Origin of the sequence: Streptomyces sp. NPDC001292 (assembly GCF_042896465.1) — a bacterium.
GTDB lineage: Bacteria > Actinomycetota > Actinomycetes > Streptomycetales > Streptomycetaceae > Streptomyces.
The window spans coordinates 23,321-49,021 of record NZ_JBIAXG010000022.1 but is presented as its reverse complement, the minus strand read 5'-3'; the positions used below and the strand labels follow the sequence as shown (position 1 = coordinate 49,021).

The window sequence follows — 25,701 nt, the reverse complement described above, 5'->3', positions numbered from 1 at the left end:
CGCGCAGGCGGTGGCAGCTCCCCGCCGAAGACCAGCATCTCGCCGTCGAGTCCGTCGAACGAACGTCGGGCGCGCTGCGCCTCCCTCCCCCAATTACCCCTTCCCGCAGTCTGCTTGAGGGAAGGGAAAGAGATCGTCAGGCTCGGTCCTGCTCACGCAGTGCGTCCCGCAGCGCCACCCTGGAGGCGATGCCCAGCTTCGGATAGATCTGGTAGAGGTGCGCGCCGACCGTGCGGTGCGAGATGAACAGGCGCTCGGCGATCTGTTTGTTCGTCAGACCGGTCGCCGCGAGCTCCGCGATCTCGCGTTCCTGCGGGGTGAGGACCGCACCGGCCCGGCCGCCCGAGTGCGGCACGACCCGCCCGGCCGCCCGCAGCTCCTTGCGCGCGCGTTCCGCCCAAGCCGAGGATTCCAGCTGCTGGAAGGTCTTCAACGCGGCCGTCAGCGGAGCCTTGGAGCCAGACAGTGCACGGGAGCGGCGTAGCCACTCGCCGTGGGCCAGGCGCACCCGTGCCAGTTCGAACGGCCACCGCTCCGCGTCCGGTGTGGCCAGCGCCTTCGCGAACAGGCGGGCCGCCTCGGCGTCGTCGTCCGCGACGAGGGCCTCGGCGCAGCCGGCCAGCAGGGCGAGCCGGGGCGAGAGTCCGGCGACGTTCGTCCCGCGCAGCGCGCGCACATGCGCGGCGGCCTCCGCGCGCCGGTCGGTGCGTACCGCGGCCTCCACCAGTTCGAAGAAAACCCACGCCGCGTGCGCGACGTACGGCGTGAAGGTGCCCGCGGGGCTGATGGAGTTCACGCGGCCGAACGCCGCGTCGAAGTCGCCGTCGGCGATGTCCGCCAGGGCGTGCACGTGCTGCGCGCAGTCGACGGCCTCGCGGATGCCGCGCGGCGAGGCCCAGTTGACCATCGCCTCGGCGAGCGCGTGCGCGGTCTCGGTGTCGCCCCGGGAGGCGGTCACCAGCCCCTTGGTGTACTGGAAGAACCAGGTGCACACGGCATACCCGGACTTCTCGCAGAGCGTCAGCCCCTCTTCCGACAGGTCCAGGACCTCGGTCCACTTGCCCCTGTGGTAGTCGTCCAGGCACAGGTGCAGCAGCGCGCCGATGTGCCGGCGCACCGGGCCGCCCTCGCGCCCCTGCCGGACCAGCCGCCAGGCCGCCTCGCGCACCGCCGCCAGCCGGTCCGGGTAGAGCGCGGCGGTCCCCACCCGGACGACCCGGGCGGGGTCGGTCTCCTTCAGCGCGCCGTCGATGATCTCGTCCAGCTCGCGCAGCGTCGCCGCGTCGGCGTGGGCCGGGTCACCCCACGTCCGGGCGGCGACCAGCAGCAGCGGCGGGGGAGCGGGACGCAGCCGGGCGACCGCCGCGTAGTAGGGCGCCCACAGTTCTTCGCGGGCACCGTAGTTGCACAGCAGCAGCAGGAAGTGCAGTGCGTCGATGAGGGCGGGGTCCTCGGCGTCGTAGCCGTGGTCGCCCTCCTCGATGGCGCCTACCAGCAGGCGGTGGGCGGTGGCCAGGTCTCCGTCGCTGTTCAGCACAAGCTGCACCGCGGCGTTCGCGGAGTTCAGGGACGCACCGTGCGCGGGGTCCGCCCGCCAGGCATCCTCCAGCAGTTCCGACGCGCTGCGCAGCGCGCCGATCGCCTCGGCGCCCACATAGGCGGCCTCCGAGAGCCGGCGCGCGCGGTCGGTGCCCCGCGGGCTGAGGTCGGCCGCCCGGGTGAGCGCCGCGATCGCGGCCACGGCGTCCCCGCGGTCCAAGATGCGCCGGGCCGTCCGCTCCAGCAGCAGGGCCACCTCCTCGTCGGGCTGGAGGGTGGCCTCCCCAAGGTGCCAGGCGCGCTGTTCCGGCTTGTCGGCGAGAACCAGTGCCAGCGCGCGGTGCGCCTCGCGGCGGCTGCTGCTGGTGGCCGCCGCGACCACGGCGGACATGATCAGCGGGTGCCGGAACACCAGTCGGCGGGGGGACTCCTCCACCCGTACGAGCCCGTCCCGCTCCGCGGGGTCGAGGTCCCGCAGGTCCGCCTCGCCGTGCATCTCCCGCGCGGCCGTCGAGAGCACACCGAGGTCACCGGTGCCGTCGAGGGTGGCGAGCAGCAGCAGAGCGCGGGTGGCGGCGGGCAGGGAACGGACCCGGGAGACGAAGAGGGACTGCAGGCGTTCGCCCAGCGGCAGGACCGTCGGCAGGACCTCCCGGGCCCGGCGCTGGTCCGCGCGCAGCGCGTCGGGCAGTTCGAGCAGCGCCAGCGGGTTGCCCTGCGCGGTGTTCAGCAGGCGCCGCCGGACCGGATGCGCCAGGTCGGGGAAGCGCAGGTCGACGAGGCGGGCGGCGGAGTCCGCGTCCAGGGCGGGTAGCTCGTATGCCGGCAGACCACTGCCGTCGAAGAAGCTGCCCACACCGGTGCGGGAGGCCGCGAGGAACCGGATGCGGTCGCCGGACAGCCTCCGGGCGAGGAAGCCGAAGACGGCGGCGCTGGCTCGGTCGACCCAGGGCAGGTCGTCCACGATCAGCAGGAGGGGGCTGTCCTCGGCCGCCGACCGCAGCAGGGCCAGCGTGGCGTTGCAGATGACCAGGCGTTCCGGAGGGGACCCGGCGCCGAAGCCGAGGGCGACGCTCAGGGCTTCCCTGCTGGGGGCGGCGAGCCGGTCGAGCGCGCTGTGCAGCGGCAACAGGATCTGGTTCAGCGCCGAATAGCTGATGTCCGCCTCGAACTCGACGCCGGCCGCGCGCAGCACCCGGGTCCCGTCCTGCCCGGCGGCCGCGGCCACGGCGTCCAGCATTGCGGACTTGCCGACACCCGGGTCCCCGGACAGCAGCAGCGCACCGCCGCAGCGCTGCTCGAACACCCCGAGGATATGGTCCAGGTCGTGCTCGCGCCCCACCAGCCGGGCGGCGGCGCCCGCACGCAGCGAATCAGCGAACACCACGGGCCACCACCCTTTCCGGGCCCGGTCCGGCTGGTGCCGAGGGGCCTGCCCCGGGCGGCACGGCAGCGGATGCCGCGGTTCCGTGGAGTGCGCCGAACGGCACCGGGGCGGATCCGCACGGCGGCGTACCTGTGGTGCGCTTCCTCCCGAAACGTGCCATCTGCATCCCTCCAACGGTGTTCAGCCATTGTAGGAGCGCGCAGGTCAGAGCCGGGTACCCTTCCCACGGCGTCATCGTGTGATCGCGGAGGGCGACAGGTCGGCGTGCCACCGCACGCCTTGCGGCCGCACGCCTCGCTTGGGGTGACGGCCGCACGTTCGTCGGCGCAAGCATCACCGTGCACGCCGAACTCGGCCCCCAGCCACTGGTCTTGTCCTCCGCGGTGAAGACCGCCTCCGCGACGGCGACCGCGGCGAACCTGTGCCAGGACGGTACGCTCGACCCGGCGAAGACGGCGGGGAAGATCGTGGTGTGCGACCGAGGGGTCAACTCCCGGGTGAGCAAGTCCGCCGAGGTGACCCGGGCCGGGGGTGTCGGCATGGTCCTGGTGAACCTCGGTGACCTGGAAACGGACGGCGACATCCACCAGGTGCCGACCGTGCACCTGAACGCGACGGCGGCCTCGACGGTCCGCACCTACGCGGCGACGCCGGGAGCCACCGCTTCGCTGGAGCCGGGGGGTTCCACCGGGACGCCATACCCGCAGATCGCCCCGTTCTCCTCCAGGGGGCCCTCGGACAGCAACAAGGGCGCGCTGATCAAGCCGGACCTCGCCGCACCGGGTGTGGCCGTGCTCGCCGCGGTCGCACCGGCCAGCAACCTGGGACACGACTTCGACTTCATGTCGGGTACGTCGATGGCCGCACCGCAGGTCTCCGGTCTGGCGGCCCTCTACTTCGCAGTGCATCCCAAGTGGTCCCCAGTGGCGGTGAAGTCCGCCCTGATGACCACCGCCGTGGACACCAAGACCTCGTCGGGCGGTACCAACACCGATGTGTACGCGCAGGGTTCCGGTGAGGTCGACCCCGCCGCGATGCTCAACCCCGGTCTGGTGTACGACTCCTCGAACCGCGACTGGCTCGCCTACGAGGAGGGCCTGGGCATCGACACCGGGACCGGCGTTGCGCCCATAGCCCCGAGCGATCTGAACTACCCGTCCCTCTCGGTCGATCAGTTGCTCGGCTCGCGGACGCTCACCCGCACGCTGACCGCGGCGAGGCAGGGCGTGTACCGGGCCGCGGTCGACCTGCCCGGATTCCGGGCCGAAGTGAAACCCTCGACCCTCCGGTTCGCCCATGCCGGCCAGACGGCGAAGGTCAGCATCACGCTGACCCGCACCACCGCGCCGTCCGACGTCCCCGTCACTGGATCCCTGACCTGGTTCGGCAGCGGGCATGTGTCGGTACGCAGTCCGATCGTGGTGACGCCGCAGGGCCAGCTGGCCCCCGAGCGGGTCGAGGGCAAGGGGAGCGAGGGTAGTGTCTCGTACTCCGTGACCCCCGGGACCGAGAAGCTGACGCTCACCGCACACGCTCCGGTGGCGGGCACTCCAGTGCGCAGTGAGGTGTCCCCTGAAGCAGGCGAGGCCCGGGAATACACCTTTACGGTGCCCGAGGGAAGCAAGGCAGGTGAGGTCTTCGCCACCACGGACACCGAGGACTCGGGTGTCGGACTGTATGTCATGACGGACACCACCGACGGGGAGAGCGGGACGCTTCTGGGCCAGGATCCTGTCTCAGGGCATCAGAAGCATGTCTCCCTGCAGAACCTCAAGCCGGGCCGGTACCTCATCATCGTCCTGGCCGGGCTCTACCGTCCCGGAACGACGTCCACGCCGTTCACCCTCCAGGCCAACCTGGTAGGCCCTGACACACCCACAACCGGCACTCTCAGCGTGTCGCCGGCCAATCCCGCGACGAAACCGCTCGAACCGATCCCGGTGACCGGTCGCTGGTCCGGTGTGACGAAAACCCCGGCCACCGGGTACGTGGAGTACCCGGACGGCACCGGCACCCTGGTCAGCATCGTCGGCTGACCGGTCTCCGGCGGGCCGCCCGGCGCGGCCCGCCGGATCCGTCGGTCCTCAGGACGTGGACCACTTCTGGTTGTCGTCGCCGGAGCAGGACCACAGCTGAAGCCGGGTGCCGTTCGCCGTGCCCATGTCCCGTACGTCGGCGCACTTGTCGGCGAGGGAATTGACCAGGTCGTGGCGGGCGTTCAGCACGAACCGCTGGGCCGGACTGCCGTTGCAGGAACCGAGTTCGAGATCCGTGCCGTCGTCGGTCGAGCCGCCCGCGAGCTGTACGCACATGCCGAGCATGCGCATGGTCCCGCCGGTGAACGTCCAGTGCTGCGAGGCGGATCGCCCGCAGTCCCAGATCATCAGTTTCGCGCTCGGCGCGGCCTGGCCGCCCACGACGTCGATGCAGCGCTGCGAGTCATGGCTGAAGACGCTCACACCGGGCACCGAGGCCGAGGCGCTCGCTTTGGTCTCGGCCCTGCCCTCCGCTGGGGCGGTCGCCTGGGTGCCCGGGGACGCGGAGGCCTTGTGCGATGCTTCGCCGGTGGGTGAAGCGGAAGTGGTGGGCGAAGCGGAAGTGGTGGGCTTCCCGGAGCCGTCGGGCTTCTTGCCGGCGTCGGCACCGGATGCATTCGCCGAAGGCCCAGACACATCGCCGAGCCCGTTGATGAGGTCCGTGCCGTCGCCGCGGGAGCCGACGGAGACCGACGCCCCGTTGCCCTTGTCGTTGCTGCCGCCGCTGACCAGCCACAGGGTCAGCACGAACCCGCCCACCGCCAGCAGCCCCACGACGCCCACGACGCCCAGAGCACCTCGGGATGCCTGGCGCTGGGACTTGTCGCCCTTGGTCCGGGCGGCAGGTGTGAGCGGTACGACGAGTTCCCGGGCGGGACTTTTGTCTGTGTCCCTGCGACGAGCGAAGTTGTCGACGGGTCCGTCCCCGGCGGGGCCGTCCACCGGACTCTCGAACTCCGCACCACCACGGACGGCGGCGTTCCTTCGCACGCCGAGCGAGGAGATCTGGGAGAGCCGGGGCACGGAAGCGCCTCTCCCGGCAGTACCGGGCGTACGGTCACTGCTCTTCGGCGTGACCCGTTCCGTCTCGCCGGGTGCGGTGTCCTCCTGGGCGGGTTCGAAACCAGGCCTGACCGGCTTCGCGGTGCCCGGGACCCTCTTGGGGAGGTCCCCCGCGGACCGGGGCGTGTGAGGAGGCGTCATGGGTTCCTTTCCAGCAGAGCCGGGGTGTGGGCGGCGTGGGTGCGGGGGTGTCCGGTCAGTCTCCCGAGTGGTCCGGTCCTGTCACACATTCAGTGGGTGTGCCGCCCTTCCGGTTCACCCCACGAAGTGTGACATGTGACTGTTACCGGTCTGCGTGCGTCGGTTCAGACCGGCGCTTCGGACGGGCCGTCGAGAGCGGAGTTTATCCGCCCGTGCTGGTGGTGGCCGCCAGCCGGGGAGGGGAGATGTGGAGGACGTGTGCGCACGTGCGCCGCCCGGCCTGGGGGGTCGGGCGGCGCTTCGGTGCCGGATGCTCGCCGTTGGAGTCAGGCCCAGCAGCCGTTGACGGTGGCGGCCAGGCCGTCCATCGCGTCCTTGATGTCGCCCGGGGCGGCCGTGGAGTTGTTCTCGATGAAGGAGAACACCCGCCACTCACCGTCCGCGGTCTGGGTCAGACCGCTCAGCGCGACGGCACCGGTGAGGGTGCCGGTCTTCGCCTGCACCTTGCCCACCGCACACTGGGAGTTGGCGTCGTCGAAGCGGCCCCACTCCGGGCCGAGGGTGGAGCCCGCCTCACCGGCGACCGGCAGGCCGTCCAGGATGGGGGCCAGGGTGTGCGCGTACTGCGGCTCGGTCAGGAGCTCCAGGATCTGCGCGAGGGTGGCGGCCGGGATGCGGTCGCTGCGGGACAGGCCGCTGCCGTCGTGGATCTCGAAGTTGTCGAGGGACACGCCGTAGCGGTGGCTGAGCACGTGCCGCACGACCTCGGTGCCGCCCTCGAAGGTGGCGGGGCGTCCCGCCTTCAGGGCGGTCATCCGCAGCAGTGTCGCTTCCTCCTGACATGGAGTTGTTCTGAGGGACGTCGGGTTCGGTTCCCGTGTGTATGTGACGTACACAGCGGGTGCACACCAGGGCCTGCGGGAGGCCGGAGTAGACGCCCGAACCGGGACAGCGCGAAGAATCCCCGGTGAACCTTTTGCGGATTTGTCCCGTCGTCCTGCGTGACGGGCATTCTCCGCCCGCACGAGCCCCGAGCGAGGCTCGGTGCACAACAGTGCGAGGACATACGATGGACACCTACCAGCAGGCCCGACCGACCGGTGAAGCGGACGAACTGGTCGTCATGAACGCGGAGTTCAAGGCGGACGCCCACCGGCAGTACGCCCGGCTGCGGGCCAAGGGCCCCCTTCACCCGGCGCAGTTCTTCCCCGGCATCACCGGCTGGGTGGTGGTCGACTACGACCTCGCCCGCGAGGCACTGACCCATCCGGCGCTGCTGAAGGACCCGGAGCCGGCTGCGGCGATGCTCGAGGCGGTGGGCTTCCTCGGCCACAAGCGCGGTACCGGGTTCGGCGGCCAGATGCTGGAGGCGGACCCGCCCGAGCACACCCGGCTGCGCAGGCTGGTGTCGGGCGCCTTCTCCCCGAAGCGGTCCGCCGAGATGGAACCGCGCATCACCGAGATCGCCGTCCAACTCCTCGACGCAATGCCGCCATCCGGCGAACTGGACCTGGTGGATGCCTTCACCGCGCCGCTGCCGGTCGCGGTCATCGCCGAACTCCTCGGCATCCCCGAGGCACACCGCCAGGACTTCCGCCGCTGGACGACCCTGGCCTTTCAGGTGAGCCACCCCGAGTACGCCTCGGCGGTGGCCAGCATGCACGCTTTCCTGCGCGAACTGGTCGCGGACAAGCGACTCAGTCCCGGTGACGACCTGATGTCCGCCCTCGTGGCCGCCCGTGACGAGGACGACGGGCGCCTGTCCGAGGAGGAACTGGCCGGCACGGCTGCCCTGCTCGTCATCGCCGGCCACGAGACCACCGTCAACCTCCTCGGCAACTCCGTACTGGCGCTGCTCCAGCACCCCGACCAGCTGCGGCTGCTGCGCGAAGACCCCGCTCTGCTGCCCGACGCGATCGAGGAGTTCCTGCGCTACGACACGTCCGTCGAGCGCACGACGAACCGCTACGCAGCCGAGGACCTGGAGCTTGCCGGGGTGAAGATCCCCCGAGGCAGCATCGTCGCCGTGGCCCTGGCCTCCGCGAGCCGCGACGCCCCGCTGCCCGGGGGCGGCGACCCGGACACACTCGACATCACCCGCTCAGCCGCCCGCCACCTCTCCTTCGGGCACGGCATCCACCACTGTTTGGGTGCCCCCCTGGCCCGCCTGGAGGCCCGCGTCGCTCTCGACACCCTTCTCACGCGCGTTCCGCACATGGAACTGGCGGTGCCCGCCGAATTCCTGGAATGGTTTCCATCGGGGATGGTGCGCGGAGTTTTGTCGCTGCCGGTGCGGTACCGCCGCACATGAGACCGCGCGTCGCGGAGGCACATGTTTCAAGGCCGCCGAGTCTGCTGAAGCCCTTCCTCGACCTGTGACATCTGCGTTCCGTGTGGTGATACGACTCCTACGTGTCGTCAAACCTCAACTAGTCTGTCACCGGGGTAGGCCGAGGGGTCACCAGGCAATCGAGTGGGGTGTCGGCAGGGGCCGGTCACGAGTCAGGTTTCCGCCGCACGATTGCCGACGTGTTCACACGGTCCACCACCCGGCGACCAGGACTCCCGGCATGGTGGTCGCTGCCCGTGCAAGGCACACCCGGTCCGCGGTCTCGGGGTGTCCGTCTGAGGAGGAACCACGCGTGTCTCGCCAGGTACTCACCGTCGGCCCGGACAGCGCCGACGGCTTGTCAACGATCGGGGAAGCGCTGGCCAGGGCACGCAGCGGTGCTGTCGTCAGTGTTCTTCCTGGTACCTACCCGGAGAATCTGACGATCACCACGCCGGTCACCATCGTCGCCGCGCAGGCGCGGGGCACCGTGGAGATAGCCCCGCGTCGGGGCATCGCCCTGACGCTGAAGGCAGATGCCGTCATGCTCACCGACCTGGTGCTGCGCGGCCGTGACGAGGAGCTTCCTGTCGTCGACGCGCCCCGTGGGCAGGTCGCGATGGACGGCTGCGAGATCGCGGCCGCCTCGTGGGCGGCGTTGCTTGCCCGCAACAGCGGTTCGCTGGCTCTGCGCGATTGCCGAGTGACCAACGGCACCGGCGCCGGAGTCGTGGTCACCTCACCCGCGGACAGTTCGGTGGAATCCTCCACGCTCGAACACCTCGGCACCACCGGCGTCGTGATCGGTGAGCAGGGACGTGTGACCGTGCGGGGCTGCACGATCCGCGATGCCCGAGGCAACGGCGTCCTCGCCAACGGTGAGGGCCAGGGCTCGGTCGAGGACTGCGACATCTCCTCCACCGACAAGCCGGCGGTGGCCCTGGAGGGCCGGAGCACGACCAGTGTGCTGCGCACGGTCGTGCATGACACGACCACGGGTCTGCACATCACCAGCGAGTCACGCATTCTCCTCGAGGACGTACGGGTGACGAACACCTCCGGCGTCGGCATCGCGGTGGGCGCGGGCAGCGACCCCCTGCTGCGCCGCTGCCGGGTGGCCCGGACGAAGGAGCATGGAGTCCTTGTCACCGACCGCTCACGGGGCACGTTCGAGGACTGCTGGGTGGACTCCTGCGAGGCGCCCGCGGTCCGGGTGACCGGATCGTCCTCGCCGGTCTTCGTCGGACTGACGGTACGAGACTGTGCCAGTGCCGGACTCCGGCTCGAGGAGGAGTCCGCGGCTGAGCTGGACCGGCTGGAGGTCGTGGATGCGAAGGGCGTCGGCATCTCCATCCGCAGCGGCGCCAATCCGCTGGTCCGCAGGGCGCGGGTTACCTCCGCCGCGGGACACGGCGTGGAAGTGACCAAGGACGGCCGGGGCCGTCTGGAGGACTGCCAGATCCAGCGGCCGGGTGGCGCCGGTGTGCGGGTGGAGGACGACGGGAACGTCTACGTCGGCGGGGGAGCGGTGGAAGCTCCGGAAGGCGTGGGGCTCTCCGTCGGCAGCGACGGCGTCATGACCGTACGGGACTGCGTGGTCACCAAGGCGACGCAGCATGGTGTCCTGGTCGAGAACGGCGGAGAGCTCACCGCGACCCGCGTCACCTCCCGCGAGAGCACGGAACATGGGGTGCTGATCGCCGACGGGGGCCGGGCGTCCCTGAACTCCTGTGAGGCGAGCGGCAGCGGCAAGGACGGTGTGCGGATCGAGTCCGACTCCCCGGTCTCCGTGGTCAACTGCGTGGCGCGGGACAACACAGGCGGCGGTCTCATCCAGGCCAAGGCGGGCGACCGCGTCGCCGTGGAGGGGCTGAACAGCACCGGCAACGGCAAGCGGGACGCCTGGGGAGTCGGCGACGCCGAGGGCACCGACCCGGCCGCGTCCCCCGGTACCCGGGAGCAGGGCGGCGGCAACTCGGGCGACGACACCTCACTGGCCGCACTCGACGCGCTGATCGGTCTCGAGAACGTCAAGCAGCAGGTCCGGACGCTGGTCAACCTCACCCAGCTCGCCCAGCGGCGGGCCAGGCTCGGCATGCCGGCACCGCCGATGAGCCGGCACCTGGTCTTCGCGGGCCCTCCGGGCACCGGCAAGACCACCGTGGCACGCCTGTACGGAAACATCCTCGCGGGGCTCGGCACGCTCCGTTCGGGACACCTGGTCGAGGTCTCCCGGGCGGACCTGGTCGCCCAGATCGTCGGCGGTACCGCGATCAAGACCACCGAGGCCTTCAACCGCGCGCTCGGCGGCGTTCTCTTCATCGACGAGGCGTACACCTTGCTCTCCGACGGGCAGGGCTCCGGTGCCAACTTCGGCCGTGAGGCCGTCGACACCTTGCTGAAGCTGATGGAGGACCACCGCGACGACGTGGTCGTGGTCGCCGCCGGCTACTCGTCCCAGATGGACGACTTCCTGGCGTCCAACCCCGGCCTCGCCTCGCGTTTCTCGCGGACGATCGAGTTCGAGAACTACGCTGTGCCCGAATTGGTGGCGATCGTCGAGAAGATGTGCCTGTCCCACCAGTACCGGCTGGACGGCTCGACGCACCAGGCGCTCGCCGTGCGTTTCGAGCAGATGCCCAAGGACGCCACGTTCGGCAACGGCCGTGAAGCACGCCGGGTCTTCGAGGAGATGGTCGACCGCCAGGCGACCCGCCTGGCCAACCATCCCGACATCTCCGAGAGCGACCTGCAACTGCTGCTCCCCGAGGACGTGGGCGCTGCCGCGGCGGCCGCGGTCGCCGGCGAAGCCGCCTCGGACGAGACCAACCCGCTCGCCAGGCTCGGCGATCTGGTGGGCCTGGCAGCCGTCAAGCGCGACGTCACCGACCTGGTCAACCTGCTCTCCACGGCACGGCAGCGGGAAGCCGCCGGGCTGCCTGTGCCGCGCATCAGCCACCACCTCATCTTCACCGGCCCGCCCGGCACCGGCAAAACCACCGTGGCCCGTCTGTACGGCGAACTCCTCGCCTCGCTCGGCGTACTGCCCCGCGGCCAGCTCGTCGAGGTCTCCCGCGCCGATCTCGTCGGCCGTTACATCGGACATACCGCGCAGTTGACCCGCGAGGTCTTTGAACGGGCCATCGGCGGCGTGCTGTTTATCGACGAGGCGTACACCCTGACCCCGGCGGGCGCCTCGGCCTCCGACTTCGGTCGTGAGGCGGTGGACACGCTGCTGAAGCTGATGGAGGACCACCGTGACGAGGTCGTCGTGATCGTCGCCGGATACACCGAGGAGATCGAGGGCTTCCTGGTCTCCAACCCCGGGCTGTCCTCGCGCTTCTCCCGTCGCGTCGAGTTCGCCGACTACTCGTCCGACGAACTGGTTACGATCGTGCGGGCACACGCGACGACAGCGGGTTACGAGTGCGGGCCCGGCACCGGGCAGGTGCTCCGGGAGTACTTCGACTCGCTGCCGCGTGACCGTTCCTTCGGCAACGCGCGTCTCGCACGCCAGGTCCTGGAGGGCATGATGACCCGCCAGGCCGGACGGCTCAGCCGGATGTCCGCACCCGGTTTCGAGGATCTCAGGCTGCTGCTGCCGCAGGACGCACCGAAGCAACGGGAGGGACAGACCGTATGACGCGCGGGTCACGACAAGCCGCCCGGCGCGGCACGCGAGACAGGCGTCGCACGGTTCTCCTGCCGCTGTCGCTGGCGGCGACAGCCGTGCTCGCCGTACCGTCGCCTGCCGTCGCCGATGGGAAGTCGACTGTCAAACTGCCGGTCGTGACTGCTCAGTTGGCCGACGGAGCCGCCTGCCCGAAGCAGTCCACGAGCACCGCGGCGACCATGCCGTGGGAGCACCAGAGCCTGGAACTGACCCGGGCCGCGAGGATCTCCCAGGGTGCGGGTGTGAAGGTCGGTGTGGTGGACACGGGTGTCGCCACCGGAGCGGCCACCCTGGCGGGGCGGGTCCACGCCGTGGGTTCCGCCGGTGAGGACTGCGTCGGCCACGGGACCTTCGTGGCCGGACTGATCGCTGCGGCGCAGGCGAAGGGTGTGGCCTTCCACGGGGTCGCACCGAGGGCCACCATCATCGCGGCCCGCGGCACCACCGAGCGCGGCGTGCCGTCGGCGGCCGGTGTGGCGGCGGGGATCCGCGGCGCGGTGGATGCCGGCGCCCGCGTCGTCGAGGTGTCGGCGGCGTTCGACACCAGGTCGGCCCAGCTGGACGCCGCGGTGGCCTACGCGGCGAAGCACGACGCCCTTGTCGTGGCCGCCGCGGTACCCGACCCACCGAGTGGTACCGCCGGCACCTCCACACCGGGGCCGCGGGACTACTGGCCCGCCGCGGCGCGCGGCGTGCTGAGCGTGCTGGACGTGGACGTCCAGGGCGCTCACCCGGACACCATGCTGCTGCCGGTCCATGCCGACCTGGCCGCTCCGGGCGACGGCGTAGTCGGTATCGGGCCGCGGGGGAGCGGACACTTCGTCGGCTCCGGCGCCTCGTTCGCCGCTGCATACACCGCGGGAGCGGCTGCCCTCGTACGGTCGGTCTTCCCGGATCTCTCCGCGGCCGAGGTGGCCCGGCGCCTGACGTCCACCGCTTACCCCGACGACGTACCGCGGCTGGACATCTATGCCGCGGTCGCCTCGGTGATGAACGGCACGAAGGCGGTTCGCGCCGGAGCCGGAGCGGACGACGGCGCCGTACGGCTTCCGGACCGCACGCAGGGGGAACGCGCCACGCGGACCGCGTTGCTGGTCTGCGCCGTCGGCGCGGGAGTCGTGCTCCTCGTCGGCTGGGCGGCGGTGGCCGTCCCGCGCGGCCGCGCCCGTGGATGGAACCCGCCGCGGCGCTGACGCCGAGCAGGAGCCGTCCGGTTCGTCGTGAACGGTAGTGGGGTCCGGGCGGCAACCGCCCGGACCCGCACTGTTGAACGAGACGCTAGTTCGCTGCCGCTTGCGGAGGCATGGCCACCATCGCCGTCTGCAGCAGTGTTGCCCTGTTCCGGGCGATGTATCGCGCTCTGCCCGGTGGTAGGTTGCGGGGCTTGATGTTGCCGAAGACGTAGCCCTCGGCCGGCGGGCAGGACATCAGGATGCCCGGTGTGTTGACCTCTCCCAGACGACGCAGAAGCAGGTCGCTGGAGCCGCGGCCGGCGCCGGTGGCGGAGCGGGCGACCACGATGTGCAGGCCGACCTCGTGTCCGAGCGCCAGGAACTCGAAGAGCGGCGCGAAGGGGTGATCGAAGGCGTTGCTGCCGCCCAGCATGTCGTAGTCGTCGACCAGGACGAACAACCGAGGACCGCTCCACCAGTCCGCCTGCCTCATGCGGGAGGGGCTGATGTCCGGTCCCGGCAGACGTGTCTTGAGCGCCCGCTGCGAACCGTTCATCAGTTCCTGGAGCGCCGACAGGGAGACCGCATGACCCAGGCGGTATTCCTCGGGTATGGCCTCCACCAGTTCCCGCCGGTAGTCGACGACGAGAATACGTGCCTCCTGCGGGGTGTATCGGGAGGTGATCGCAGAAGTCACTAGCTTCAGCAGGTTGGTCTTCCCGCTCTCGGTGTCGCCGATGGCCACCAGGTGCGGGGTGCGGCTGAAGTCGTGCCACACCGGAGAGAGGGTCTCCTCGTCGATGCCCAGCGGCATCCGCAGGCCCTCGGTGGTCTCGGCGGCCGGCAGCTCCGAGCTGGGCAGCCGGTGCGGCAGCATCCGGACGGCGGGCGCTGGGGCTTTGGTCCAGGCGCTCGCGATCCGCTCGACCAGGTCGGTGACGCCGTCAGTGAGGTCGTCGGCCGAACCGCTGCCGTCGATCCGGGGCAGCGCCGACAGGAAGTGCAGCTTGCCGTCGACCGTAAGACCGCGCCCTGCGATGCGCGGCACGAGCGCCGCCCGGCGCACGTCGATGACCGAGTCCATGTTGTCGCCGAGCTTCAGTTCCAGCCGGGTGGCGATCTGGTCGCGGACCTGCGTCGTCATCTCCATCCAGCGGGAGGCGGTGACGATCAGGTGCACACCGTAGTTCAGGCCTCGCGTGGCGAACTGGTTGAACGTCGCCACGAGGCTGTCGAAGTCCTGGCGCAGGGTCGCCCACCCGTCGACCACGAGGAAGACATCACCGTGAGTCTCGTCGGCGAACTCGCCGGCCGCCCGGCGACGCCGGTAGGTGGCCATCGAGTCGATGTTGTGGTCCAGGAAGAACTGCTCGCGGTGGTTGAGCACCGCCGTGATCTCGGCCACGGTTCGGCTGATGCGCTCGCTGTCCAGCCGCGAGGCGACGCCGCCGACGTGCGGCAGTCCGGCCAGTCCGGACAGCGTTCCGCCGCCGAAGTCGAGGCAGTAGAACTGCACTTCGCGGGGTGTGTGGGTGAGCGCAAGCGAGGCGATGAGCGTACGCAGCAGCGTTGACTTCCCGCTCTGCGATCCGCCCGCTATACCGACATGGCCCTCCGCGCCGGACAGATCCACCACAAGGGCCTCGCGGCGCTGTTCGAAGGGCTTGTCGACCAGACCGACCGGCACCTTCAGCCGAGCTGAGCCCGACCACCGCGTCGCAGTGAACCCGCGTTCCGGATCGACCGTGAGCTGCGGCAGGAGTTCGTCGAGAGAAGAGGGCAGATCGAGCGGGGGCAGCCATACCTGGTGTGCTCCCGGCCCCGCGTCCCGCAGCCGGTCGAGTGCCACCGACAGCAGGCTGTCACCCGTCTCCTTCTCCTCCTCGGCGGCCGGTTCCGGCACCGCGGGCTGGGCGACCGTGCGCGGCACCACGTAGCCCGATGTCCACGGCACCACCTGGCTGGCCACCCTAGCCTGTACGACCGCTCCACCTCGCTTGCGGTACTCACCCGACACATAGGCCGCCCGGAAGCGGGTCAGCGCGTCGACACCGCTCTTGAGGTATCCACTGCCAGGCTGCGAGGGCAGCTGGTAGGCGTCCGGCACGCCCAGCACACCGCGACTCTCCATCGCCGAGAAGGTGCGCAGACCGATCCGGTACGACAGGTGGCTCTCCAGCTGGTGCATCCGTCCCTCGTCGAGACGCTGTGATGCGAGCAGCAGATGAACACCCAGCGACCGGCCCAGCCGGCCGATCATCACGAACAGTTCCATGAACTCCCGGTGTGCGGAGAGGAGTTCGCTGAACTCGTCAACCACGACGAAGAGGCTGGGCAGAGGGGCCAGCGGGGTTCCCGAGGCACGTGCCTTCTCGTACTCGAGAGCTGAGGAGTAGTTGCCGGCCGCTCGAAGCAGTTCCTGGCGGCGGATCAGCTCGCCGTGAAGTGCGTCCTGCATACGTGCGACGAGCGCGACCTCGTCCGAGAGGTTGGTGATGACAGCAGAGGTGTGTGGCAGCTCGTCCAGGCCGAGGAACGTGGCGCCGCCCTTGAAGTCGACCAGGACGAAGTTCAGCGTCTCGGAGGAGTTCGACAGGGCCAGCCCCAGAACGAGGGTGCGCAGCAACTCGCTCTTGCCGGATCCGGTGGCGCCGATGAGCATGCCGTGCGGCCCCATGCCGCCCTGCGCGGACTCCTTGATGTCCAGCTCGACCGGCAGGCCGTCGCTGCCCACCGCGATGGGCACGCGCAGCCGGGACGCACCGTTGGCACGCTGCCACAAGGTTGCCGGTTCATGCCGGTACAGGTCGGGGATGCCCAGCAGCGAGGTCAGTTCGATGTCCGCGGCCAGCGGTTCGGCGGCGGAGGCCGCGAGCCGCATACGGTACGGAGCGACCATCCGGGCCAACGCCTCGGCTCCGGCCGGGCCCATGCCGTCGGGCCGGCCGAGGAGGGTCGTCTGTTCCCTGCGGGTGCGGTCGGTGCGTACCAGACTCACCCGGTCGGGCAGGACTTCGAGGCGAAGAGTCGTGCGCCCGGGGCGCCACTGCAGGGCGTCGGCCAGGTCGAGGACGACGGCGTTGCGGAAGCCCTGGGCGTCCATGCGGTGCCCGGAGGGCACGGTCACGCCGTCCAGGACGACGACCGTGTACGGCTCCTCGCGCCCCGGGGGTACTTCCGGGGCGAACGCGGGACGTTCGCCGAACTCGGCCCCTAGCAGGTCCTCCAGGTCACTGAAGGCGGATGTCACCATCCGTGCCGGGCCCGCTCCGTCCTCTTCATGGGGATGCTGGCCGTGCGGCAGCCATTTCACCCACTCCCAGTCGGCACGGTGCTCGTCGGCGGCACACACGACGATCCACAGGTCCTCCGGGGCGTGGAAGACGGCGAGTTGCGCCACCATCGCACGTACCAGATTGCGTCTGGCCGTCTCGTCGCCGCGCATCAGTACCCTCGCCCAGGAGCGCAGATAGACGGCCACCGGTTGGTCGGGCACCGTGCTGTAGGCACGTATGAAGCGACGCAGTGCGTGTGCGGAGAGCGGGTCGAGATCTTCCACGGGTTTGGTCGACAACGGTGTCAGCTTCATGGCCAGCTGCTGGTCGCCGACCGCGATCCGCACCTCAGCGAAGTCATCGTCCTTCACCCGGCGTTCCCACAGCCGTGTGGTCCGCACCATGGAGCGCAGCGCGGCCGGCTCCGGGTGACGCCAGGCGAGAGCGAACTGCTGCTCCATCACGGCCCGTCGGGTCTGCTTGCGGATCTGTCCGAGATACCTCAGATAGTCTCGCCGTTCTCCCCGCAGCCGCTGCTTGCGTTCGCTGATGCGACGCATGAACTGGCCGATGATCATGGCGGCCGAAGCCAGCACCATCAGGCCCAGCGACAGATAGATGAAGACACCGTTGGACCCGCCCGGACGCAGGAAGATCAGCATCATGGAGACGGACATCATCGCCATGGGCATGTATGTCCATACCGCGGAGTTGTCAGGCACCGTCTCCGCGAGCACAGGGGGTTCCTGGAGGTTCAACTCCCCCTGAGGCATGTCCGGACCGCGACGACGCGCGGGACGACGAAAAAGCACGGAACTCAACGAATCGGCTCCTTCGGGCAGCAACCAGTGAGGTGTCACCGGGCCCGTGGTGGAAAGCAGGGGCTGTGAAGCCAGCCCGGCAGCAGAGGTACCCTGCACACGATAGACGGATGGACCCATCCTCGGCTCAGACACCTATGTGTTGGCCGGGATCTCTCTTCTCCATCCGGCCAACCTGATCACCTTTCCGCGAAAGCGAATGTGCCGACCATGAGCGACACCTCGGTGGCCAGCCTGTGCCGCCTCACCGTCCGGGCACCCTCCAGGACGATCGATCTGGCTGTGCCGGCAGATGTGCCGGTGGCCGACCTGCTTCCCACTCTGCTCAGGTATTGCGTGGAAGGCATGGAGGAGGAAGGACTCGATCACGGCGGCTGGGTGCTTCAGCGCCTCGGTGGCCCGGCCCTGGACGACGAGGCCACCCTGGAAGCCCTCGACCTCCACGACGGCGAGATACTCCACCTGCGTCCGAGGGCCGAGACCATGCCGGAAGTGCGCCTCGACGACCTCGTCGAGGGCATCGCGGATGTCACACGTGTGCGGCTGCATGCCTGGACCCCGGACACCAGCCGCCAACTGCTGCGCGGTTTCATCGTCTGCGTGCTCGTCATCGGCCTCGGCATGCTCGCCTTGCCCGGTGGCCCGGTCGTCCCGCGCGTGGTCACGGCGGGCGTCGCCGGTCTGCTCCTGCTCGCCGGAGCCGCCACGGCGAGCCGCGCGGTCGGAGACGCGGCCACGGGGGCCGTTCTCGGCGTCATGGCGACCCCGGCGCTGGCCCTCGCGGGCTGTCTGCTGCCCGACGGCGAGATCACCGGACCCAACGCCTACCACGTGCTGGGTGCACACCTGCTGGCAGCCGGCGCGGCCGGAGCGGGCGGTGCGGTCCTCGCCCTCGCCTCCGTCGCCGTCTACGCTCCGCTCTTCCTCTCCGCGGCCGTGGTCTGCGTGGCTGCGGCCGGCTCCGGGGCGATGATGAGCGTCTTCGACGTGCCGGTGGACAAGGCGGCCTGTGTGGTCGCCGCGTCCCTGGTGATCCTTGGGGGGTTCGTCCCCGCCATCTCGTTCAAGCTGGCCGGCATGCGGATGCCCCCGCTGCCGACCAGCCCCCGGCAGCTCCAGGAGGGCATCGACCCTTACGACAGCCAGGAGGTGGCCACACGGACGGAGTTGGCCAGTGGCTGGATGATCGCACTGTACGGCTCGATCGGTGTCATCGCCGCAGGCTGTCTGATCCCTCTGGTGCGGCGCCCGAACCTGCCAGAGGTGCTGATCGTCGTCGTCCTGTCCTTGATCCTGCTGCTGCACGGACGGGGCATGGTCAACGTGTGGCAGCGCCTCGTTCTGGTCGTGCCCGGCGGCCTGGGCGGGGCGCTGATCCTCGTGGGCTCCGGCGGCTACCTCACCCCCGGCGACCGGCCCGCGTTGGTCGCCGGTCTGCTGGGTCTGGCCGCCGTACTGGCTGTGGCCACCTGGACCGTTCCCGGGCGCCGGATGCTGCCCTACTGGGGCCGGGCCGCCGAGCTGGTGCAGTCCCTGCTGGCCGTCAGCCTGCTGCCGCTCATGCTCTGGGCCATCGGTGTCTTCGGCGACCTGCGCGCCGTCTCGGGCTGAGCGCGACCATGCCGAATTCGAAGAGACCCGCGAGGTAGGCCGACATGCAGTCCAAGCGCGACCAGGTCCAGGCGCACAGCTTCATCATGACCCGGCTGACCGCCGGCATGCTCCTCGCGGAGCCCGACGCCCCTGACACACCTCTGGGCCGGACCACCCGGGGTGTTTTCATCGGTGTCCTCATCGCGGTGCTGATCTCCGCCGGGGCGGTGGTGTTCGGACTGATCTCGCCCGGCGGCAAGACCTCGTGGAAGACGAACGGGACACTCGTCATCAACAAGGAGACCGGCGCTCGTTACATGTATGTCGGCGACAGACTCCGGCCGGTGCGCAACTACGCCTCCGCCCGCCTGATCGCGGGCAGTGATCTCGCCACCTCCACCGTGGCCACTGCCTCGCTCCAGGGGACCCTTGTGGGCCTGCCCATCGGCATCCCGGGCGCTCCCGAGTCGGTGCCGTCGGCGAGCAACCTGGACCGGAACGCGTGGCTGGTCTGCTCCACCACCGGCGCCAAGGCGGCGGACGCACGCACCACGCTGGTGGTCGGCGCACCCGTGGAGAGCACCGCCCCGGGCTCGGAACAGGGCCTCGTGGTCGAAGGGCCCACCCATGCCACGTACTTGCTCTGGCAGGGCAGTCGGCTCCGCCTGGACGAGAAGTCCGGCGCGGCCGTGTCCCTCGGCTACGGCTCCGTGACTCCCCGCCCGGTCTCCGCGGCTTTCCTCGACGCCCTGGTCGCCGGCCCGGACCTGGTGGCGCCCGACGTCCCCGGCCGCGGCGCGGCGGGCCCGTCGCTGGACGGTACCGCGAGCACAACGGGGCAAGTCTTCCAGGCCCAGGTGCCCGGCTCCGATGAACACCCGTACTACCTTCTGCGCGATGACGGCCTCGTGCCGCTGACGTCCACGCAGGCCGCGCTCGCCCTCGGCGACCCCCAGACCCGGAACAAGGCCTACGGCGGCCGGACGCCGCGTGCGCTGCCCCTAGGCGCCGACGCGTTGAAGCAGCACCTGGCACCGGGCGCGGAGGGCCGCTCCCCGGTTGCGGAGGGTCTTCCCACGGCGCCGCCGAAAGCAGCTCTCGTCTCCTCGGACATGTCCGCGTGCGTGGGCGTCGAACCCGGCGGCGACGGCACGAAAGTCACCACCCTGCTCGCACCGACGAATGCCCTGACCCCCGTGGCCCAGCCGTCGACGGACGCCGAACAGGCCTGTCTCACCGTGGACGCCGTGATGGTGCGCCCGGGACGCGGGGCACTGGTTCGCGCCCTGGGGGCCGGCGGCACCGCCATGGGCACGACGACCTACCTGGTGGACGACAGCGGCACCAAGTACCGCATCCCGACGGCCAAGGCCCTCGGCGCGCTCGGCTACAGCGAGAGCCAAGTGACGTCCCTACCTTCCCCGCTACTGTCGATGCTCCCCACCGGACCGGACCTGGACCCGGATGTGGCCACTGGCGCGGCACGGCCGGCCACGACGTCGACACATTGCGGGCAGCGCGGATAGCCGGAAGCCGAAGACGTGGGCATCGGCCACATGTGAAAGGCACCTGGACGACACACGTTGCCGGTAACGTATGAGGAGAGTCCGGTGTTGCTGTCCGCGCACACATCCCCCACACGCGTCAAGTGCCGGGTGAGCCGGCGGACACCCATCGAAGAAGCTGAAGAAGGGCTGAGTATGGCTGGCAATATCCGTACAGGAGATGAGCAGGCGACACGCAATGGCATCCAGGCCCTGGAGTCCGCGTTCACGGGGATCCTGAGGTCCCGCCAGGACGTCGAGGCGATGAGGCACAACCTGAGCTCGGGATACAAGGGCCAGGACGGCGCAAGGTTCCAGGATCTCATCGAGACCTGGGAGGGGCACGCCAACAGCATCCTGCGGGGTCTGCGAGAGGTGATCGACAGCCTCAATACGACACTGTCGGCGATGAACAAGGACCAGGGTTCGTCGAACGAGGCCATCAACAACGCCTACCAGCAGTCGAACGACCTGTTCAGCGAGCTGATGGGCAAGGCCTGAGCGCAGCACAGCCCACCCGTCCGCACACTGACTTACATCGAGAAACGACGAGGCCACCATGAGTTTCACAGACGGCGAGATCTTTGTCTCCTATGACCACATGGAGAACGCGGCCGACGACATGATCCACCAGACCAAGGCGATCCATCAGACGCTCGTCGACCTCAACATGGAACTTGGGTCGCTGATGGAGAAGTGGAACGGTCAGGACAAGGACATGTACCAGAGCAAGCAGACGGATTGGAACAATGCCGTCGACGCGATGAACAAGCTGCTGGTCAAAAACGCCAATCTCCTCACAGAGGTGTCAGGCAACTATCAGTACACCGAACGGTCGCTGAACCAGATGTGGTCCGACGTGAAGGTCATCGGCTGACCTTGCACGTCCACGGGGCCGGCTGACCGATCGGCCAGAGCGGCCCCGTCCAGTCCGCGTGCGGTGCACGGCACCAACCTGTCGTGGCGGGCCCGGGCCGGTCCAGTGCCCGCCCGACCCGCTCTCCCTGGAGGCCTCATGGGTAATCTGACGCATCTCGACGGCAAGTCGCTGCAGACGTTCATCGAAACGGAGCTCAAGGACTTCGTCACACAGACGGAGAACATCCGCAGGGACAAGAGTGATTCAGCAGACGGCCGTCCCCCGGGCAGGGCCCTCAAGAGTCTGATCGACGGCACCACCACACCCGAAACGCTGCAGCAGAATCAATTTCTGGCACTCGGGCCGATGGTCAATGACGATCTCACACATGGCAAGAACCTCATCGAATCCACTACCAAGTCGGCCAAGTCCCTCGACGGAATCCTGGAACAACAGCAGCGCCTTTTCAGGGACATCGACAGAGATTTCAGGCAGACCCTAAAGCTCATGGGGGCCACGCAGAGCGACAACATCACTGAGATCGACGCCCAGAAACTGCTCGACATCTTCCAGGATGTCGACCACGACATGAGCCCGACCTCCGACAGTAAGACCACGACCGACGTCTAAGGCCCGTGGCCTGTGCAGGCCGACGACGCACAGGCCTTCTGGCGCCTGCCTTCCCGTCCTCACCATCCCGCCCCCTCACAGTGGAGTTTGCCCATGGCTGCTCAGGCCGATGCCGATGACTACTGGGCCCAGGCTGTAAGCCTCTACACCGGTTACTCCATGCCGAGCCGCAAAGCGCTCTTCGACAAGCTGAAGAGTAAGGACGGGATTCCGCTCATGCGAGTACACCTCGTCGAACATAAGAACCGGTCCGTCAACAAGGACGACTTCTCCGCTGTTTCCGGATGGCATGCCTCCCACGGTGAGGACTATCGGCTTGCCTTTTATACGCACCATGGTTCGGACGATGTCAGACTCTTCACAGCGGACATCACCTTCATCAGGCCCATAATGGGCGACGACGGCATGAGTCATCTGCTGGACGGCGGGGCGACGAGAGACGGAGGCACTGCCAAGGGCAAGGACGGTGAGGAATGGGACGACAATGATCTCTGGCGGTATGTATCAGCGCCGAAGTCGGTTTTCAACGCGTTGGTGCAGGATCACAAGACAACGCATTTCTCCTTCGGCGGCGTCAGTGTGGCTGACGCCGATGCCGTAGATCTGCACTCCTTCGACCGGGCGGCAGAATCCTTCGACCGGACGGCCAGATTCTTCAAGGACCAGATGAAGATACTGGCCAAGTGGAATGAGGATCTAGGCGGTGATAAAGCGGCATGGAAAGGCGAATCCGCTGACGTGATGCGAAGCCTTATCAATACGCTGCACACGAACTATGAGAACTATGTCGATCAAATGGGGGGCGCCGATTATAGTTCTGGCCATGTCATGCTCGGCAGCCACGTCCCCTCATCGATCTACGCTGACATGCTCTTCCAGGCTCAGTGGGACCTGCACTTCGAGGCGAAAGTCATGGAGTCCGCGTGGGCTAACTGGGCCAACTCCGGAGAACACGACCCCTACCGAGCTCTCCTCGAAGAGCTGGACGAGCTCAGCCGCTGGATCATACAGAACAATGTTCCATACGTTCTGGTAACTGAGCCAGACTATACCAACAACGTCTATCAAGACGGCGCGGATAACGATGAAGATCTATCCGTGCATAATTACGACGCCACTTTCGGCACCGCGCCTGGCTTCACCGACAACCCGGGCTTCGGTGCGCTCGATGACATCAATGCATGGAAAGTGATTGGTGAACGGGCGGTCACGCGCTGGAACAACAATGTCGACGGTTATCTCGTCGAAGCCGCACGGCAGTCCTTGTCCAGGCTCGGAGCAGGATGGAACACGGTTTCCGAGAGCCTGGGTGTAGAAGTCACCACAAAAAGCCAGACAAGCCTTTCGCAGGACTATGAAAAAAAGGAGACGAATAGCAAGAAAGAGGCTGCCGAAAAGTCTCTGAATGACGCTAACAAAAAAAATCAGGAAGCGTGGCAGAGCCTCAATGACAACCTTTCCGACTCCAACAAGAACAACAAGAGCCTCTTCGACAACCTCAACAACAACCTCGCTGACTCCAACAACAATCAGAAGCAGCTCAACAGCAGCCTGAGCGGACTCGGCGACAGTTTCACGAAGAGCCTCAACTCCGGCGCCGGCCTGAAACTCGACGGCGGTGGAAGCGGTGTGACATCACCGTTGAGTACCGGCCTGGGCGACGTGATCAAGGACACGTCGAACCTCGGCACCGGTACCACCCTGCCGCTCAACAACCCCGCTTCCCTGATCGCCAACGCGGGTACCGGCAACTACTCCACCGGCCACACGTCTCCGCTCAACCTCAACCCCGGCTTCGGTACCGCCCTGCCGCTCAACAACCCCGCTTCCCTGATCGCCAACGCGAGTACCGGCAACTACTCCACCGGCCACACGTCTCCGCTCAACCTCAACCCCGGCTCGCTCACCACCGACAACCCCCGTCTCGACGGCGACGGAAACCTGGTGCAGACGCATCCGGACGGCACCACGACGGTGTACAACCCTGACACCGGACAGCTCGTGACGACCGACCCGAACGGGCACACCACCACCACCCAACTCAACCCCGGGGATCCCGTCACGATCCCCGACGGCGGCCACGTCCAGCTCAACCCCGACGGCACCCTCACCACCCAGAACCCGGACGGCACCACGACGGTGTTCAACCCGTCCAACGGAACCCTGCAGACCACGAACCCGGATGGCACCCACACAACGACCACTCTGAACAAGCCGATCGACGTACCCCATGTGTCCAGCGGAGGGACAAACCTGTCGCATGGCGGGACCTCCCCGCTGAACAACGGCCTGAGCGGCGGTGGGAACGAGTATCTCGACAGCGATACGGGGCCCGACTACCTGGACTACGACAGCACACCTTTCACAGGAGGTACGCTGGGCGGAAATACGGGTGGGTACACCACGTCCGGAACCAACACCTCGACGGCACCGCCGGGCGGCACACCTCTCAACCCCGGATTCGGCGCAGGGGCAGGTGGCGCAGGAGCGGGCGGGGCAAACGGGGAACGTGTGCGTACCGTACTGAACGATTCGAACAACCTCTCCGCGTTGCGGCGAAACGGCTCCGTGGCATCGGCCGTCGATGGCGAGACCATGCCGTTCCGGCAGAGCGGTGCCCAGACCACCAGCTCCCCCATGGGAGGCGCTCCGATGGGCGGCATGCAGGGCGGCCAGTCCACGGAGAGCGGAGAACGGCAGCGCACCAACTGGGTGGACGAGGAAGAAGACGTGTGGGGCACTGAGGAAGGCGGAACTCCGGCGGTGATCGGATGAACAGGATGGAGAAGGACGATGCGACGGACGCTGAGGAAGAGTTCGACGCGACCGCCGCGGCGCACCCCTTCACGGAGTCCATCAGCCGGCGTCTGGCCGAAACACTCGCCGAACTGGACACCCTGACGACTGGCTTGGCCAATGCCAAGGAGGAACTACGCGCAGCAACCCGCGTGGTTCGGTCCCGCGACCGATCGGTGGAAGCCACTGTGGGTTCTCAGGGGCAACTGGTCGACCTGAGGTTCCTCGACAACAAGTACCGCACGATGAGCCCGACCGAGCTCAGCGCGTCCGTGCTGGAAGCCGCGTCACAGGCACGTGACGCGATGTCACGGCATGTAGTGCGGACGATGCAACCTTTCACCGAACCACGTCTGGGCATGCCGCACATGGAGGGCTTCGACATCGACTGGGGCGACATCTTCGGGCCCGGGGTGCTGGAAGAGCCGGCGGGCCCGTCTGCCAGGAAGGGCCGTGAATCTTTGCGGGACGAGATTCATGAGGACGGGGAGGAGTAGGAGCTGTGGGAGACGTCTTCTCGGCGAGCCCCGGGGACATTCAAAGAGCGGCGAGAATCCAAGAGCAGATCATGGACATCGTGCACAACAGTGTGCGCGAATTCCACGACGATGCTGCCAGGACCGCCGGCTGGGTGGGCAAGGACGACGCGATGGCAAGGGAGTTGGGCCCGCGGGACGATAAGGAGCGCAAGGGCACCGAGGAGACGGGCGCGGCGTTGATGGACGCCATCGCCGCCATGGCCAGGGCGCTGAACCTGAACGGCAACATCATCCAGGGCGCCCAGAACGACGCCTTTGAGGCCATCGACAACTCGGCCTCCAGGAACGGAAGGCACTGACTCCTC

The 25,701-nt window shown here is 68.4% G+C and carries 15 protein-coding genes and 1 pseudogene; 12 read left to right on the top strand and 4 right to left on the bottom strand.

All coding sequences use genetic code 11. The features are described from left to right. Positions 1 to 136: 136 nt before the first annotated feature. Positions 137 to 2,926: an AAA family ATPase gene (locus tag ACFY4A_RS22740; RefSeq protein WP_390831204.1), complete on the bottom strand. Its 2,790-nt coding sequence runs from the start codon at positions 2,924 to 2,926 to the stop codon at positions 137 to 139. A 338-nt stretch (positions 2,927 to 3,264) separates the two neighbouring features. Here ACFY4A_RS22740 and ACFY4A_RS22735 point away from each other — a divergent pair, with 338 nt between their 5' ends. Continuing rightward, positions 3,265 to 4,962 carry a S8 family serine peptidase gene (locus ACFY4A_RS22735; protein WP_390831203.1) on the top strand — a complete coding sequence of 566 codons (1,698 nt, stop codon included), beginning with the start codon at positions 3,265 to 3,267 and terminating at the stop codon, positions 4,960 to 4,962. 48 nt (positions 4,963 to 5,010) lie between these two features. On the opposite strand, the gene ACFY4A_RS22730 is transcribed toward ACFY4A_RS22735, so the two are convergent. Both ACFY4A_RS22730 and ACFY4A_RS22725 read right to left on the bottom strand, forming a co-directional pair. After that, a complete protein-coding gene (locus ACFY4A_RS22730; RefSeq protein WP_390831202.1) occupies positions 5,011 to 5,985 on the bottom strand; it encodes a ricin-type beta-trefoil lectin domain protein in 975 nt (324 codons plus the stop codon). A gap of 506 nt (positions 5,986 to 6,491) precedes the next feature. Further along, positions 6,492 to 6,995: pseudogene (locus ACFY4A_RS22725) on the bottom strand (D-alanyl-D-alanine carboxypeptidase); the annotation flags it as partial. A gap of 239 nt (positions 6,996 to 7,234) precedes the next feature. Here ACFY4A_RS22725 and ACFY4A_RS22720 point away from each other — a divergent pair. From ACFY4A_RS22720 to ACFY4A_RS22710, 3 genes are all read left to right on the top strand, one after another. Then, on the top strand, positions 7,235 to 8,476 hold the full coding sequence (locus ACFY4A_RS22720) for a cytochrome P450 (RefSeq protein ID WP_390831201.1): 1,242 nt from the start codon (positions 7,235 to 7,237) through the stop codon (positions 8,474 to 8,476). A 331-nt stretch (positions 8,477 to 8,807) separates the two neighbouring features. Beyond that, positions 8,808 to 12,137, top strand: coding sequence for a right-handed parallel beta-helix repeat-containing protein (locus tag ACFY4A_RS22715; RefSeq protein WP_390831200.1), 3,330 nt, complete (start codon positions 8,808 to 8,810; stop codon positions 12,135 to 12,137). A gap of 146 nt (positions 12,138 to 12,283) precedes the next feature. Beyond that, positions 12,284 to 13,360 carry a S8 family serine peptidase gene (locus tag ACFY4A_RS22710; RefSeq protein WP_390831199.1) on the top strand — a complete coding sequence of 359 codons (1,077 nt, stop codon included), beginning with the start codon at positions 12,284 to 12,286 and terminating at the stop codon, positions 13,358 to 13,360. A gap of 85 nt (positions 13,361 to 13,445) precedes the next feature. Here ACFY4A_RS22710 and eccCa read toward each other — a convergent pair whose 3' ends face one another. Next, positions 13,446 to 17,387, bottom strand: coding sequence for a type VII secretion protein EccCa (eccCa, locus tag ACFY4A_RS22705; protein ID WP_390831198.1), 3,942 nt, complete (start codon positions 17,385 to 17,387; stop codon positions 13,446 to 13,448). A 258-nt stretch (positions 17,388 to 17,645) separates the two neighbouring features. Between eccCa and eccD the strand changes: the two genes are divergently transcribed. The 8 genes from eccD to ACFY4A_RS22665 all read left to right on the top strand — a co-directional run bounded on the left by eccD (position 17,646) and on the right by ACFY4A_RS22665 (position 25,695). Further along, positions 17,646 to 19,046: a type VII secretion integral membrane protein EccD gene (gene eccD, locus ACFY4A_RS22700; protein WP_390831197.1), complete on the top strand. Its 1,401-nt coding sequence runs from the start codon at positions 17,646 to 17,648 to the stop codon at positions 19,044 to 19,046. Between the two features lie 44 nt (positions 19,047 to 19,090). Next, a complete protein-coding gene (gene eccB / locus ACFY4A_RS22695; RefSeq protein ID WP_390831196.1) occupies positions 19,091 to 20,554 on the top strand; it encodes a type VII secretion protein EccB in 1,464 nt (487 codons plus the stop codon). Positions 20,555 to 20,728: 174 nt separating this feature from the next. Further along, entirely contained in the window at positions 20,729 to 21,073 is a 345-nt protein-coding gene (locus tag ACFY4A_RS22690) for a hypothetical protein (protein WP_390831195.1), read from the top strand. A 58-nt stretch (positions 21,074 to 21,131) separates the two neighbouring features. Further along, complete coding sequence (locus ACFY4A_RS22685; protein ID WP_390726937.1) at positions 21,132 to 21,449, top strand: WXG100 family type VII secretion target; 318 nt, start codon at positions 21,132 to 21,134, stop codon at positions 21,447 to 21,449. Positions 21,450 to 21,587: 138 nt separating this feature from the next. Beyond that, positions 21,588 to 22,061 (top strand): type VII secretion system-associated protein, encoded by a 474-nt coding sequence (locus ACFY4A_RS22680; RefSeq protein WP_390831194.1) that lies wholly within the window; start codon positions 21,588 to 21,590, stop codon positions 22,059 to 22,061. A 93-nt stretch (positions 22,062 to 22,154) separates the two neighbouring features. Continuing rightward, a complete protein-coding gene (locus tag ACFY4A_RS22675) occupies positions 22,155 to 24,836 on the top strand; it encodes an AAWKG family protein (protein ID WP_390831193.1) in 2,682 nt (893 codons plus the stop codon). 5 nt (positions 24,837 to 24,841) lie between these two features. Next, complete coding sequence (locus ACFY4A_RS22670; protein ID WP_390831192.1) at positions 24,842 to 25,354, top strand: YbaB/EbfC family nucleoid-associated protein; 513 nt, start codon at positions 24,842 to 24,844, stop codon at positions 25,352 to 25,354. Positions 25,355 to 25,359: 5 nt separating this feature from the next. Next, on the top strand, positions 25,360 to 25,695 hold the full coding sequence (locus ACFY4A_RS22665) for a hypothetical protein (protein WP_390831191.1): 336 nt from the start codon (positions 25,360 to 25,362) through the stop codon (positions 25,693 to 25,695). The last annotated feature ends 6 nt before the right edge of the window (positions 25,696 to 25,701 follow it).